The organism is Labrys sp. (in: a-proteobacteria), assembly GCF_047605565.1.
Classification (GTDB): domain Bacteria; phylum Pseudomonadota; class Alphaproteobacteria; order Rhizobiales; family Labraceae; genus Labrys; species Labrys neptuniae.
This window is the reverse complement of record NZ_JASGFM010000017.1, coordinates 1-14,247: the sequence shown is the minus strand read 5'-3', so window position 1 is coordinate 14,247 and position 14,247 is coordinate 1. Positions and strand designations below refer to the sequence as shown.

Annotated in this window: 14 protein-coding genes and 1 pseudogene; 4 read left to right on the top strand and 11 right to left on the bottom strand. The window is 60.9% G+C overall.

The features are described 5' to 3' along the window. Positions 1-613 precede the first annotated feature (613 nt). On the bottom strand, positions 614-1,759 hold the full coding sequence (locus QM672_RS16360) for a DegT/DnrJ/EryC1/StrS family aminotransferase (RefSeq protein WP_367623295.1): 1,146 nt from the start codon (positions 1,757-1,759) through the stop codon (positions 614-616). A 162-nt stretch (positions 1,760-1,921) separates the two neighbouring features. Between QM672_RS16360 and QM672_RS16355 the strand changes: the two genes are divergently transcribed. Next, on the top strand, positions 1,922-2,794 hold the full coding sequence (locus tag QM672_RS16355; protein WP_415083799.1) for a glycosyltransferase family 2 protein: 873 nt from the start codon (positions 1,922-1,924) through the stop codon (positions 2,792-2,794). 27 nt (positions 2,795-2,821) lie between these two features. On the opposite strand, the gene QM672_RS16350 is transcribed toward QM672_RS16355, so the two are convergent. From QM672_RS16350 to QM672_RS16315, 8 genes are all read right to left on the bottom strand, one after another. Beyond that, positions 2,822-3,325 carry a GNAT family protein gene (locus tag QM672_RS16350; RefSeq protein ID WP_311941949.1) on the bottom strand — a complete coding sequence of 168 codons (504 nt, stop codon included), beginning with the start codon at positions 3,323-3,325 and terminating at the stop codon, positions 2,822-2,824. A 57-nt stretch (positions 3,326-3,382) separates the two neighbouring features. Further along, complete coding sequence (locus QM672_RS16345) at positions 3,383-4,102, bottom strand: WbqC family protein (RefSeq protein ID WP_367623294.1); 720 nt, start codon at positions 4,100-4,102, stop codon at positions 3,383-3,385. Positions 4,103-4,249: 147 nt separating this feature from the next. Further along, positions 4,250-4,939, bottom strand: coding sequence for a CatB-related O-acetyltransferase (locus tag QM672_RS16340; RefSeq protein WP_415083796.1), 690 nt, complete (start codon positions 4,937-4,939; stop codon positions 4,250-4,252). A gap of 231 nt (positions 4,940-5,170) precedes the next feature. Then, positions 5,171-5,998: a transporter substrate-binding domain-containing protein gene (locus tag QM672_RS16335; RefSeq protein ID WP_311941942.1), complete on the bottom strand. Its 828-nt coding sequence runs from the start codon at positions 5,996-5,998 to the stop codon at positions 5,171-5,173. A gap of 28 nt (positions 5,999-6,026) precedes the next feature. Beyond that, a complete protein-coding gene (locus QM672_RS16330) occupies positions 6,027-6,677 on the bottom strand; it encodes an amino acid ABC transporter permease (RefSeq protein WP_311941939.1) in 651 nt (216 codons plus the stop codon). Positions 6,678-6,685: 8 nt separating this feature from the next. After that, a complete protein-coding gene (locus tag QM672_RS16325) occupies positions 6,686-7,357 on the bottom strand; it encodes an amino acid ABC transporter permease (protein WP_311941937.1) in 672 nt (223 codons plus the stop codon). A 297-nt stretch (positions 7,358-7,654) separates the two neighbouring features. Beyond that, positions 7,655-8,293 carry a hypothetical protein gene (locus QM672_RS16320; protein WP_311941935.1) on the bottom strand — a complete coding sequence of 213 codons (639 nt, stop codon included), beginning with the start codon at positions 8,291-8,293 and terminating at the stop codon, positions 7,655-7,657. A 99-nt stretch (positions 8,294-8,392) separates the two neighbouring features. Continuing rightward, positions 8,393-9,469, bottom strand: a complete 1,077-nt coding sequence (locus QM672_RS16315) for a substrate-binding domain-containing protein (protein ID WP_311941933.1) — start codon at positions 9,467-9,469, stop codon at positions 8,393-8,395. A gap of 240 nt (positions 9,470-9,709) precedes the next feature. Here QM672_RS16315 and QM672_RS16310 point away from each other — a divergent pair, with 240 nt between their 5' ends. After that, positions 9,710-11,164 (top strand): aldehyde dehydrogenase family protein, encoded by a 1,455-nt coding sequence (locus QM672_RS16310; protein ID WP_367623290.1) that lies wholly within the window; start codon positions 9,710-9,712, stop codon positions 11,162-11,164. A gap of 90 nt (positions 11,165-11,254) precedes the next feature. After that, positions 11,255-12,220 (top strand): methionyl-tRNA formyltransferase, encoded by a 966-nt coding sequence (locus QM672_RS16305; RefSeq protein ID WP_311941929.1) that lies wholly within the window; start codon positions 11,255-11,257, stop codon positions 12,218-12,220. 64 nt (positions 12,221-12,284) lie between these two features. Here the strand turns inward: QM672_RS16305 and hppD are convergent, their stop codons facing one another. Further along, complete coding sequence (gene hppD / locus QM672_RS16300) at positions 12,285-13,388, bottom strand: 4-hydroxyphenylpyruvate dioxygenase (RefSeq protein WP_415083792.1); 1,104 nt, start codon at positions 13,386-13,388, stop codon at positions 12,285-12,287. A gap of 144 nt (positions 13,389-13,532) precedes the next feature. Here hppD and QM672_RS16295 point away from each other — a divergent pair, with 144 nt between their 5' ends. Further along, positions 13,533-14,015 (top strand): Lrp/AsnC family transcriptional regulator, encoded by a 483-nt coding sequence (locus tag QM672_RS16295; protein ID WP_415083945.1) that lies wholly within the window; start codon positions 13,533-13,535, stop codon positions 14,013-14,015. Between the two features lie 15 nt (positions 14,016-14,030). Here the strand turns inward: QM672_RS16295 and QM672_RS16290 are convergent. Next, positions 14,031-14,247: pseudogene (locus QM672_RS16290) on the bottom strand (LysR family transcriptional regulator); the annotation flags it as partial.

Below are 14,247 nucleotides of genomic sequence, written 5' to 3'. Positions count from 1 at the left end.
GCCGATGGCAGCTGGCGCAGCATGGCCCTGGAGAACTGCTTCCTGGCACGTGGTTATCGCGAGCCCACTCGTCAAGCAAGGGCCTGGAATACGCACTCGATCTGCCTGCCCGCTAGGCATCCCGGCCGTGACGCTGGGCTTGTCGGCCATTGATGGAAAGGAAGGTGGTACTTGGGTAAGGAAGGTCTCGAGCCGGAAAAGTCAGCAATGGCGGCCGCCGACGAAAACGGGGGAAGAAGCAATGCTTCTTCCCCCGTTCACCGATTTCTCGAAACGCCAAGCTTTCACAAGCGAAATCTGCACTTGGTTGTTATGTGAAGCAACACTTGGCAGAAATGGCGCCCACAACCTCAATGGCGTCTTTGTTAACAAGATGGAATGCTACAATCAATTTCAGGCCTGTCCAGTATGAAATTGAATCAATCCGTCCGTTGCGGAACTTATATCGATTTACCTTTTCAGATGAGAAAAAGAACCGAATTGAGTAGTCCGCAACGGCTATAGGTTGTTTGGCGTTTCGCCCCGCGGAAGGGCGATTCGGAAGAGTGGTGGCGAGGAGACCTTGCCGCATGAACCAGTTATCCCGACAGCGATACCGTCGGTCTCCGGAACATCAGGTCTTGTCTGCGAGAATCTCCCGCAAGGCGCCTGCGACGATATCTGCTTTGTCTTCGGTCATATTGTAGCCGGACGGCAGATTGATGCCGTGCCTGGCGATCGCCTGTCCCTTGTCATGCGGCGTGACCAGGCGCTTGGCTGCCGGACGATCGGCAAAAGCCTGCATGCTCGACAGCGGCGAGAAGAAAGGACGGGTATCGATGTTGCGCTTGTCGAATTCGGCCATCAGGCTGAACTTGTCGAGACCGAGGGCCGGATCGAGGACCACCGTCACCATCCAGAAGGAGTTCTCGCTTCCCTCGGGTTCGGCATTGAGGGTGATGCCGTTGAGCCCGCCGAGCCGTTGCCGGTACCAATCGAAAATGGCGCGCTTATGGGCGATCAGCGTGTCGATGCGCTCCATCTGTGCGACGCCGAGAGCCGCCGTCACCCCATTCATGCGATATTTGAAGGCGATTTCCTGGTTGATGAACCGGCGATGGTCGCCCGGCGCCCGGCCATGATCCCGCAGGCAGAGCACGCGCTGGTGGAGATCGTCGTCATCGGTCACCAGCATGCCGCCCTCGCCGGTGGCGACGGTCTTCGAGCCATGGAAACTGAAGGCGGCTGCCCGGCCGAAGCTGCCCGCGCGCCGACCGCGATAGCGAGAGCCGAGGGCCTCGGCCGAATCTTCGATGAGATGGACGCCGTGCCTGTCGGCAATGTCCTGCAAGGCCTGCCAGTCGCACATCGAACCATAGAGGTCCACGCCCAGGATCGCCTTGGTCTTGGGACCGATGGCGGCCTCCACAGCGTGCGGATCGATGCACCAGGTGTCGGGCAGTATGTCGACGAGCACGGGTTCGGCACCGACATAGGTGACCGGTGCCACCGAGGCGATCCAGGTCACGTCGGGCACGATCACCTCGTCGCCCGGGCCGATGCCGAGCGCGGCCAGGATGAGATGCAGTGCTGCCGTGGCATGCGGCACGCTGACGGCATGCTTCACGCCGACATAATCGGCCATCATCCGCTCGAAGCGGGCATTATAGGCATAGTGATTGGCATACCACGCCGTGCGGGCAGCCTCCGCGGCGAGTTCGGCCTCTCTCTCGGTGATGGAGGGACCTGCGACGGGAATGCGTTCGGGGGCAATGATCACGGTGACTCGGCTCTACTTGATTGGCAGCCGATACATACCGCGCTCACCTGCGCGGCGCCAGACCGATCAAAATGGCCGGCGCAGCGCAGAATTGCCGGTTGCGGCTGTTGCTGCAAAGGAATAGGACATGCTCCGGTTGATGGCCGATAGGAGCCCGTGAGCATGTCAGGACCCTGCGTAACTATAGGGATTCCTATCTATAATGCAGAAGACATGATCGCGGAATGTCTGGAGTGTTTACTGAACCAGACATACAGAAATATTCGCATCGTCATATCGGACAATGCTTCAACGGATGGCACTCAAGCCATCGTCGAGCGCTATGCCGCAGTCGACAATCGGATTACATATCTGCGGCGGCCCGAGAATGTCGGACCGGTCAGGAACTTCCGTGGCCTGGTGGATGCGGCGCAGACACCGCTCTTCCTGTGGCGGGCGCATGACGACCTGTCCTCCGCCGACTATGTCGAGCGATTGGTCGCCGCTTTTGATCGAACGCCGAATGCCTTGCTGGCCGTTCCTACCGTGATGACGTATCGAAGCGACAGGCCTGTCACTATTGCGCGGCCCCGTGAACTGCAGGGGTCGCAACTGCGACAGATTGCGGATCTTCTCTACAATTCTCCTGCAAGCTGGTTCTACGGCCTGTGGCGAACCGATGCCTTGCGTGGAATACTGGATTACGTCAATCGGGCCTATCCCGACCCCTGGGGATCCGATCATCTGGTGATGTACCCGGTTTTCATACGCAGGGCCGTTGCGATGGCACCTGAGGTTCAGTTTTCCCAGCGCATCGTCTGGAAAGAAGCCAACCGTTCGATGAGGATCGTGCCGGCCATGCATCTTGTCCGGTTGCGGCGAGCCTATTGGAAAGCCTGCCTCCACGATATCGATGAAGCCGGGTTTAGCGGGGTCGAGAAGCTTGCCCTGAAGGGGATTACTTTTTTCTATGTCGGTAAACGGGTTGCCCGCATTGGCAAGATCACCCGCGTCGCTTTCAGGCAGGTTCTCGCGCTGTTTAGGCGTAAAAACTGAAGTAAATATTATTATTTATACTAAAATTTATATTCGCTTTTCCATCAGTACGACGTCGTAAATGTCGTCGTTCGTACGAAAGTGGTTCAGCATCGTCCCAACAATTCTAAAATTCATGGACTTGTAGAGGGAGAGCGCGGCGAAATTGTCCGCTCTGACTTCCAGGAGTATTTTTTCCAGGCGATGTTTTTCTTTCGCCGTTGCCACGAGGTTCTCCATTGCAACACGTCCCAAACCCTTGCCTTGCGCGCTCGGCGCTATAACGATGCCGATAAAGCCATGCCGATTGCGATGGTGAATATTGGTGATCTGGGCAAAGCCGATTGGTTCATCCGTCGTGCTATCGGCAATGACCATGAAACTGCCATTGGGGTCGGTCTTCCGGCGCTCCAGCCATCCGGCGACTGCGTCATCATCTGTTGATGTCACCACATTGAGCAGCAGGGCCTGCAGGGCGGAATCCCTCCGAAGCGAAGCGAGAAAATCAAAATCGCTATTCTCCGGAGATCTCAAGCTCACTCGCTTCAACATCGCATTCCTGTTTGCTTGATGGCAGCAGTCGATAGAGGAAGTCTGCCGGTTAACGCGTCATGGCGTTTGCTTTGCCAGAAATTCGCGCCAGTGAACGGTTCGGGGTTTCAGGAATTGATTGGCATCACGGCCGGTGCGGCCGATCAGGTCAAGGATGGAAACATAGGGTGTAAAGGCGCCGCCATCTTGCGGCCATGGCGTCAGGCTGTAGTCCATATATTCGACGCTCACACCGTTCGCTTCGAACGCTTCGTGGTCCATATATCGCGCGGCGCCGTGTCCGGTGAGATATCGCGTCCCGCCCACGCCGAGGACGATGTCCAGCACGCGCTTCCACGAAGAACCGACTATATTCAGCTCACTGCTGTGGGTTATTTTTCGCGACGTCCCAATTCCAATATAGTCGGCAGACAGTTCTATGCTTCGGATCAGGGTGTCGCACAGCTTGTCTTGCTCATACGCCCTGTCGAGAATGTCGATCGCGTCCTGTGCATGGGAGGCGGTGGCGAGCGATTGCTTGAGGAGCAATTGGTGGGTTGCCCGCCAATCCCCGGCCGTGGCATCCAGATCCATGATGGGCTTGTAGGTGCCCCCGCCGGCAAGCGGAATGGTCATCCACTTGGTTTGATCGCCGACCTTCACCTGCACGCGGTTTGTAAAACTTCCTTTCGAGAACTGAGCATCATCCAAATAAACATAAATGTCCGCCAAGGCGAGTTGCTCGAAAAAGCCGGGCCAGGGGAACAGCATGGGTTGAGTGATTACTACAGTTGTCATGCTCGATTTCAGAGTTGTGAGCTACGTGATCTATTTCGCTAAAACGTTAAGGTAACATTTTGATTATGCAATGGCCTAGCAAGCGACAAGGTCACACCACTGTTTCAGTGGGCTGGCATTTCCTCTTCCGGCCGTCCAGCGACATACTCAAAGCTGCGCCACGAACGCGACCGGATCCCGCAGCAGCGACGCCCTGGCTCTAATCGTCTCGTCCGGCCAAGTCCACCAGGCACTGGTCAGCAATTTTTCGATGGTGTCGTCATCGAAGCGATAGCGGATCAGCTTGGCGGGCACGCCGCCCATGATGGCGTAGGGCGGCACGTCCTTGGTGACAACAGCGCCGCCGGCGATCACCGCACCATGCCCGATGGTGATGCCGGTCATCAGGGTTACCCCCATACCGATCCAGACATCGTGTCCGATCACGATCGGGTCGTTCTTGGGATAATGGCGGTCGATCGTTTCGTCGACGATCCCCCAGCCTTCGAGATAGGTGGCGGGACTGGTCGAGACGAGATCGAGAGGATGGTTGCCGCCGGAGACCTTGATCTCGGTGGCGATCGAGCAAAAAGCACCGATTTCGCCAATCTTGGATTGCTTGGTGCACAGCGGGCGATATCCGTAGCTGTACTTGCCGACGCGGATACCGAAGCGCTGCTCGACCAGCGCCCGCATGAAATCGTCGCGCGGACCATAATGCGAGCGCGACCATTTGGAGACTTTGCGCAAGGCGAAGCGAGGCAGCCCGATTTGCAGCAAGCGCCGATGCAGGGCGGAACGAATGACGATGTCGTCAGGCGCATAGGTCAGGGTTGTCGCTTTGGAGGAGATTACCACGGCTGGCTTTCGTTTTTCGCTATCTTCTCTCGGCCGGGTCAGGCCTCCTCATGCGGCGATCGAGGAGGGATCGCCGAGACTTCCGTTGCCTATACCAACTCTGCCCGTTTCCTCAACGGCTTCTTCAGGCAGTCCGCCAGGCGATCCTGGCCTGAAGAACTGTGATGCGGTCCTTGCCGGTGCATTGCCGGCCGGAGAGGAACAGCCACACCGGCCGGTGAAGCGGGGTCATCAGAATTTCGGCATGGGCGGCAAGGGGGCCAGGGGAGAGCCGAACCATTTCTGGTTGATCTGGCTGAGCTGCCCGTCGGCAACAATCTCGCCGATGAAGCCGTTGCACCATTCCTGCAAAGCGGTATCGGCCTTGCGGAAGGCCATGCCGTTGGCCTGTTCCTTCATCTTGAACTTGGCCTCAATGCCGAGGCTGGCATAGTCCTTGGTGAGCTGGGCGAGCACCGTATTGGAGGCACCGATCGACTGGACCTGGCCCGAGATCAAGGCCTGGGTGGTGGTGGCATCGTCGTCGAAGCGCATGATCTGGGTGCCTGATGGCGCGATCTGCGAGACGGTGATGTCCTGTGTCGAGGCACGCGCCACACCCACGGTCACACCGACGAGATCCTCCGGCTTGGTCACCTTCAAGTCCTTAGGACCCATGATATAGGTGGTCAGCGTGCTGTAGGGATTGGAGAACAGCACCTGCTTCATGCGTTCGGGCGTGATGCCGAAAGTGGCGATGAGCAGGTCGACCTTGTTGGTGAGCAGATAAGGGATGCGGTTGGGGCCGGTCACCGGCACCAGCTCGAGTGAAACGCCGAGCTTCTTGGCCATCAGGGCGGCGACGTCGGCATCATAGCCAGCCGGCTTCTGCTCGGCATCGGTGCCGCCGAAGGGCGGGTAGTCGGTGAGGACGCCGACGATCAGCTTGCCGCGCGCCTTGATTTCATCGGGGGTCGCGGCCGCTGCCGGTCCGGCAGCGAGGGGCAGCGCCAAGGCGGCTATGCCGGCGGCGAGGCACAGCCCAAGCCCACGGCGTGAAATCGGATCTGTCAAAGCCATGATCGTTTCCTCTCCTTGATTGAAAATTTCAGCGCCTTGCCACCGTCAACCGCCGCTCCATGGCGCGGCTCCAGAGCGACAGCGGCCAGCACACCAGGAAATAGGCGAGCGCCACCACGCCGAAGATGGTGAAGGGCCTGAAGGCGGCATTGTTGATGATCTGGGCCGCGCGGGTGATCTCGACGAAGCCGATGATCGAGGCGAGCGAGGTGCCCTTGATGAGCTGCACCAGGAAGCCGATGGTCGGCGGAATGGCGATGCGTACCGCCTGGGGGATGACCACCTTGAACATGCGCGGCACATAGGTGAGGGCGAGGGCCCGGGCCGCCTCGCTCTGGCCCGGCGGCACCACCTCGATGGCGCCGCGCCAGATCTCGCCGAGAAAGGCGCTGGCATTGAGGGAAAGGCCGATCGCCGCCGCCGTCCAGGGATTGACGTCGATGCCGAAGATGCCGGGCACGAAGAAGGCGAGGAAAAGCTGCATCAGCAGCGGCGTGCCCTGGAACAGCTTGATGTAGCCCATAGCCAGCCAGCGCAGCGGCCGGATCTCGGCCGTGCGCGCCAGCGCAACCAGGAGGCCGCCTATGCCGCCGCCGATGAAGGCGACCGCCGAAAGCAGCAGTGTCCAGCGCAAGGCCAGCAGGATGTAGAGGATGTCGGCTTCGCTCAATACACGCATGCTGCCCCCTATCGCCGGCTCGGCTGGCGCAGGAAGGCGCGCTCGATGCCGGCGAACAAGCACCAGAACACGATCGACAGGCCCAGATAGATCGCGGTTGCCACGAAATAGACTTCGAAGCTGCGGAAGGTTCGCGATTGGATGTCGCCGGCCGCTGCCGTCAGCTCGCTGGCGGCGATGGCCGAGCAGACGCTGGAATTGAGCATGAGCAGGATGAACTGGCTGGTCAGCGAGGGATAGATCGCCTGGATCGCCGGCTTGAGGATGACGAGGCGGAAGATCTGCAGTGGCTTGAGGCCGAGCGACTTGCCGGCCTCGATCTGGCCCTTGGAGATGCTCTCGATACCGGCCCGGATGATCTCGATGCCATAGGCGCCGACATTGACCACCAGTGCCAGCAGGGCCGCACTGTTCGAGGACAGGCGCAGGCCGAGGGAGGGCAGGCCGAAAAAGATCACGAAGACCTGGATGAGGAAGGGGGTGTTGCGGATCAGTTCGATGTAGGCGTCGATGACATAACGCAGTGGAGGTGGTCCGGAGGTCTTGGCGAGTGCCCCAATGATCGCCACCACCATGCCGATGGCCATGGCCAGCCCCGAAAGTATCAGCGTGTGCAGGGCGCCGGCCGCAAGCTCCGGCCAATAGGCGAAGACGTCGGCGAACTCGAATTCGTAACTCATGCCGTCCGCTCTTGCGGCAATCCGGCACCGGCTCGGACGGAACAGCCCACGCAGCGTCTCCCCTTGACGTTCCCGTTAAGCGCCCGATCTTCGTGGGCCTCGATCGACGGGGTTAGCTTTGCATGGATGGCCGGCAGGGTGAAGCACCAGCCGGGCAGATATCCAAGGATAGTTGGGACAACCTGCAAAGGAGTTTTCAGGGCAAAGCGCGTTCAGGCGTGAACGCTCATTTGCTCTAACTCTTTGGTTCGACGCGTCTTTGTGACTTGAAGTGATTCATTCAAATCACAAAACGCTTTAGCGGGCCTTGCCGGGCAGGATCAGGCCAGGAGAGACGGCTCCGAGCACGACCGGCTTGTCCTGGCCGCAGCGGAAAGAGCGGGCCTGTTCGTCGGCGATCTTGCGCGCCAGCCTATTCGCGTCGCCATTGGCACGAGCATCGACATAGCCGACATGGCAGGTGCCGTCCTTGCCCAGCCGGGTGACGACCAGGACGCGGCCGGAGGCGGGCGAGGAACCCTTGGCCTCTGCCTTGTGGTCTGCTTCCGTCATCACCTGCCATTGCAGGATGGTGGCGAAGGGCTGCCGCTGGCCTGCGGCAAGACGCCATTCCACCGTGCCGTGATCGGCGCTGTTGAAGGCCGCGAAGGTTTCGTTGGCGGCAATGTCGTTGGCGCCGGCCTTGCCGAAGCTGACAAACATGCGCTGGTCGCCGGCAGAAAGCCGCATGGGGAGGCCACGATAGCCCGGGCAGCGCCAGCTCCCGTAATCCTCCTCGTCGCCTCCCGGCTGGTGAGGACACTTGGCGGTATCGAAGCTCGTATAGGCGCTGGTGAAGGGCTCGGCCGCCAGAACGCCGGAGGACAGCAGCAAGAGGACGGCCAGCCCCAGCAGGAAGCTGGCGAAAATGGTTTCGGCGATGTCGTTGCGTGTCATGGCGCTCCCCTGTCTTTGCGGTTTCGCTGTTGCCCTTCTAGGGAGATGGCGGCGAAGGCACTGTGCAGGATGACACGCAGGCGTTTCGGGCAAAGGGCGTCATTCCGATTTGCGGAAGACCTCCCGGATGGTCTTGATCGCACCGGCTTCCTTCACGCGATAGCCCGGCAATTGCGAGATGGCGGTATGGAATTCCTGGCCGCGCATGACCGCCAGTACGCGCTGCATGGCTGGAAGGTCGAGGATCTGCTTGTGGCAGACGAAGACATAGTCTTCGGTGAGGAGGCGCACGAAATCCAGGCCGAACTGCCGGGCGGCCGCCTCGACCCCGAAGGCGACGTCGGCGAGGCCGCTGGCGACATAGGCGGCGACGGCGGCGTGGGTGAATTCGGAATGCTCATAGCCATTGATGCGGCTGCCATCGATGCCATGCTGGGCCAGAAGCTGTTCGAAGACGAGCCTCGTGCCGGAGTCCGGGTCCCGGTTGACGAAACGGATCGCGGGATCGAGCAGTCTTTCCAGCCCATCGATGCCACGCGGATTGCCGCGCTGTACGATCAGGCCGACTTCGCGCGTGACGAAGGAGATCACGCGATGCAGATTGGAGTTGAGCCAGCCCTTGCTGGCGGCGATGGCGCGCTTGCGCAATTCGCCCTGCGGCAGATGCATGCCGGCAAGGTCGCAGCCGTCATGGACCAGCGAAACCAGTGAGCTCTGGTTGCTGACATAACGAAAATCGATATCGATGTCCGGCTCGCGGCTGAGGAGCTTGCGCAGCTTGGGCACGGCGAAGCCGTGGCTGGCGTGGATGCGCAGGACCAAAGGCCCGTGCGGCAGCATCTGGTTGATCTCGGTTTCGAGTTCCTGAGAGAGATTCTGCAGCAGCGGTCCCAGCCGGGCTTCCAGCCTTTGTCCCGCCCAGACCAGCTTCTCCCCGAAGGGCGTGAGGCTGGTGCCGCTGCCCTGCCGGCGCACGACGATGGGGGTGCTGAAGAACTCCGACCATTTCTCGATCAGGTTCCAGGCATGGCGATAGGAAACGTTCGCTTTGTCTGCGGCGGCGGTGATCTTTCCGGTGGCGCGGATCTCGGCGAGGAAGTCGAGCATGATCTGGAGCGATTGTGCGTCTTCCTGCCTGTGAAAACGCCAAACAGGCTCGATCTCGATCCGGATCATGCCGCTCCTCCCGCTCCAAGTCTCGAGGCTAGTGTCCTCATATATGAAATAGAAAACATATTATATTGATTGCAACATAGGATCATACGTTCATAACTCCGCTCTCTCTTATAAGCAGAAGATTTCATATTCCCATGATTTTATTGGGTAACTAGCATCATTTCTATCTTGCACCCGACGATCCTCGTCGTCGTTTAAAGCGCTAGATATGAACTATAATACATATATGGGAGCTCTGACGTGCTTAAACGGGTATATGGCGACATTCATGACCTTCTGATCGATGGCCGGCGCATCGCAGCGGCTTCCGGTCGCAGTTTCGAGACCTTGAATCCAGCGACCGGTGAGGTCGTTGCCCGGGTGGCGGAGGCGGATGCCGGCGATGTCGACGCCGCCGTGCGCTCGGCCCGTGCGGCGTTCGAAGGCAGCTGGTCGCGCATGAAGGCCAGCGAAAGAGGCGCCTTGCTGCTGAAGTTGGCCGATCTCATCCGCCGCGACGAAGACGAACTGGTACGGCTGGAGAGCCTCGATTCCGGCAAGACGGTTTCCGCCATCCGCCGCCAGGATCTGCCCGCCGTCCTCGACACGCTCACCTATTATGCCGGCATGGCCGACAAGATTAACGGCCAGGTCATACCGGCCCGGACCGACGCCTTGACCTATACGATGCGCGAACCGCTGGGCGTGGTCGGTGCCATCATCCCCTGGAACTTCCCGCTGATGATCGGCATGTGGAAGATCGCGCCGGCTCTGGCCTGCGGTTGCACCGTGGTACTCAAGCCGGCCGAACTGACGCCGCTCACCGCCCTGAAGATCGGCGAGCTGGCGCTAGAGGCAGGGTTCCCTGCAGGCGTGCTCAATGTCGTGCCGGGTTTCGGCAAGATCGCCGGCCAGGCGCTCGTCGACCACATGGATGTCGACAAGATCACCTTCACCGGCTCGCCGGTGGTCGGGCGCCAGATCCTGCAGGGGGCGATCGGCAATCTCAAGCGCGTGACGCTCGAACTGGGCGGCAAGTCGGCCAACATCGTCTTCCCGGATGCCGATTTCGATGCCGCCGCCAAGGCGGCGGGGGCCGGCATCTTCTTCAACACCGGGCAGGTCTGCTCGGCCGGCTCGCGCATCCTGGTGCATGAGAGCGTCTATGATGAGATGGTCGAGCGATTGGCGGCCCGCGCCCGCTCGATCCGTGTCGGCGATCCCTTGGAGGCTTCGACGGGCATGGGCCCGCTGGTCTCCGAGGTACAGATGAAGCGGGTGTTGAACTATATCGACATCGGCCGCAAGGAAGGGGCCTCGGTCGTCGCCGGCGGTACCAGGCATGGCAAGACCGGCTATTTCGTCGAACCGACGGTGTTTGCCGGCGTCCGGCACGAGATGCGCATCTCCCAGGAAGAGATCTTCGGGCCCGTCGCGGCCGTGATTCCCTTCAAGGATGAGGAAGAGGCGATCCGCCTGGCCAATGGCACGGTCTACGGCCTGGCGGCGGGTGTGTGGACAGGCGATATCGGCCGGGCCCATCGCTTCACCCGGCGACTGAAGGCCGGCACGGTCTGGGTCAACACCTACGGCCCGACCGACATCCGCCTGCCCTGGGGCGGGGCCCGCGATTCAGGCTTCGGCCGCGAGCATGGCGATGCCGCCATCGACAATTTCACCGAGCCCAAGGCGGTGTGGATTAACACCGGCGCCTGACGAGACGCCGGCCTTCCCAACGACATGGAACGTTTTCCAACCCCGCGCGAGCGGGGATGGACCTTCTTTGCCTGAATTCATGGAGAAATCATGCGTATCGCAATCATTGGCCAGCAAGCGTTCGGCAAGAGCGTGCTGGAAGCCTTTCTGGCCCGCGGCGACGAGGTGGCGGCCGTCTTCTGTGCTCCCGAAAAGCCCGGCGCGCGGCCCGATCCTCTCCGCCTCGCGGCCGAGGAACGGGGACTCAAGCTGTTCCAACTGCCCAATCTCAAGAGCCCGGCGGCCGAAGGCGCCTTGCGCGCTCTCGATGTCGATCTCGCCGTCATGGCCTATGTGCTGCAATTTGCACCGCAGTCCTTCGTCAACATCCCCAGGCACGGCACGATCCAGTACCATCCGTCCCTGCTGCCGCTCTATCGCGGCCCGAGTTCGATCAACTGGCCGATCATCAAGGGGGACAGGCAGACGGGCCTCACCATCTTCCGGCCGACGGACGGTCTCGACGAGGGGCCGGTGATCCTGCAGAAGACCGTCGCGATCGGCCCGAACGACACACTCGGCAGCATCTATTTCGATCATCTGTTCCCGCTCGGCGTCGAGGCCATGCTCGAGGCCGCGGATCTGGTGGTGGCCGGACATCACTCCGAGCATGTCCAGGACGAGGACCTCGCCTCCTATGAAGGCTGGTGCCGCGAGGCCGAGGCCAGGATCAACTGGAATGCGCATGCCGAGGCCATCCACAATCTGATCCGAGGCTGCGATCCGGCTCCTGGCGCCTGGACGATGGTGCAGGGCAGGAAGGTCCGCCTGTTCGGCAGCGTCCTGCGGCCGGTGCGTCGCTTCGGCGATGTCGCTGGAAAGCCGGGAGAAATCGCTGCCATCGGCGAGCAGGGCGTCGTAATCGCGGTGCAGGGCGGGGTGATCGAGATTGCCACCGTCCGCAACGATGCCGGGCAGAAGCAATCGGCGGCCAGCTTTGCAAAATCGCACGGCCTTGCGGTTGGCGATCGCTTCGAATCCGAGGCCGAGGCAGGCCTCGCCGCCGTTGCGGGCTGACAGTGTAGACAACAATGCCGACGCCGCGATGGCGTCGGCTTCTTCTTCATGTTTCTGAAGGTGGCTACTCGGCAGCCAGGGCGCCGCGCCGGATCTGGTCCTCTTCGATCGACTCGAACAAAGCGCGGAAATTGCCCTCTCCGAAGCCCTCGTCGCCCTTGCGCTGGATGAATTCGAAGAAGATCGGGCCGATCACCGTCTTGGAGAAGATCTGCAGCAGGATCTTGGTCATGCCACCATCGCGCACGCCTTCGCCGTCGATCAGGATGCCGTGCTTTTTCATGCGCTCGATCGGCTCGTCATGGCCATTCACCCGGGCATGGGAGCGCTCGTAATAGGTGTCGGGCGGGCCCGGCATGAATTTCAAGCCGTTAGCAGCCAATTTGTCGACCGAGTCGTAGATTCCTTCGGTGCCGACGGCGATGTGCTGGATGCCTTCGCCATGATATTTCTTGAGGAATTCCTCGATCTGGCTGGTGTCGTCCTTGGACTCGTTGAGCGGGATGCGGATCTTGCCGCAGGGCGAAGTGATGGCCCGGCTGACCAGGCCGGTGATGCGGCCGTCGATGTTGAAGAAGTGGATCTGCTTGAAGCCGAAAAGCTCGCGGTAGAAGGCCCACCATTTGTCCATGTTGCCGCGATAGACGTTGTGGGTAAGGTGGTCGAGATAGTAGAAGCCGACACCGGCCGGCTTTGGATCAGGCTCGCCCAGCCAGTCGAATTCCCGGGTGTAGGCAGAGCCCTTTTCGCCATAGGCGTCGATGAAATAGAGCAGGGAACCGCCGATGCCGACGATGGCCGGCACGTCCAGTGTTTTGTCATCGCCTTCATAGGGCGTGGCGCCTCTGGCCACCGCATACTCGAAGGCATGCTTGGCGTCGACCACGCGCCAGGCCATGGAAGGGGCGCAGGGGCCATGGGTTTCGACGAAGCGCATGGCGTGGCTGCCGGGCTCGGCATTGACGATGTAGTTGATGTCGCCCTGGCGCCAGACCGTGATGTCCTTGGTCCTGTGGGTGGCGACAGGCACGTAGCCCATGCTGGTGAACAGCGCCTGCAGCTTGGCGGGCTCGGGATGGGCGAATTCGACGAATTCGAACCCGTCCGTTCCGGCGGGATTGTCGGGAGTGATGGCCGCCGGCGGCGCATCATGCGGGAAAGGCCCCATAATTTCCTCCTGGTTGTGAAGGGGCGATGACGCGCCTTCACTTTGAGAGGAATTGTGCCACCCTGCGCATGCAATGTGCTTGCATCTTTCGCGTGTTCGGCAAAAACTATGCACGAAGCGTGCATGAAATCCCGGATTGATGCAATGATCGATCTCGACGCCTACGATCTGCGAATCCTGCGGGAGCTGCAGCGTGACGGCCGCCTGACCAATATCGAGCTGTCGGAGAAGATCGCGCTATCGGCTTCGCAATGCTCGCGCCGGCGCTCCCGCCTGGAGGCGATGGGAGTGATCTGCGGCTACCAGGCCAGCCTCGATCCGCACAAGGTCGGGCTCGACCTCCTGGTGGTGATCTCCGTGACGCTCGCCACCCATAACCGCGACAATGCCCGTAAATTCGCCCAGCTTGTCAACGACCTGCCTGAAGTGCTCGAGGCCTATGCCCTGACCGGCGAGATGGACTACCACCTCAAGGTAGCGACACGCGGGCTTGCCGGCCTGTCGCGCTTCGTCAACGAAGTCTTACTGCCGCATGATTCCGTGCAGCACGTGAAGACCTCGATCGTCCTGGACACGCTGAAGCGCTTCGAAGGGCTGCCGCTCTCGAGCCTGCAGGAAGAAGAATGATGCTTGCTCCGTGCCTCAAGTCGTCCGGTGTTCCCGGAAGGCCGTGGTGAGGATGCGCAAGGCATCCCGCGCCCGCGGCGACAGGGCGTTGCAATGCAGGATGATTTGCGAGGGCGGCAAGGGAGGCAGGCCGAGCTTGGCGCTGACCTCGACCACGCCGGGCGGGGCGACGCGGTGGGCGAGGGCCGCAACCGCGACGCCGGCCGAAACGGCAAGGTTGAGGGCCGAGCCG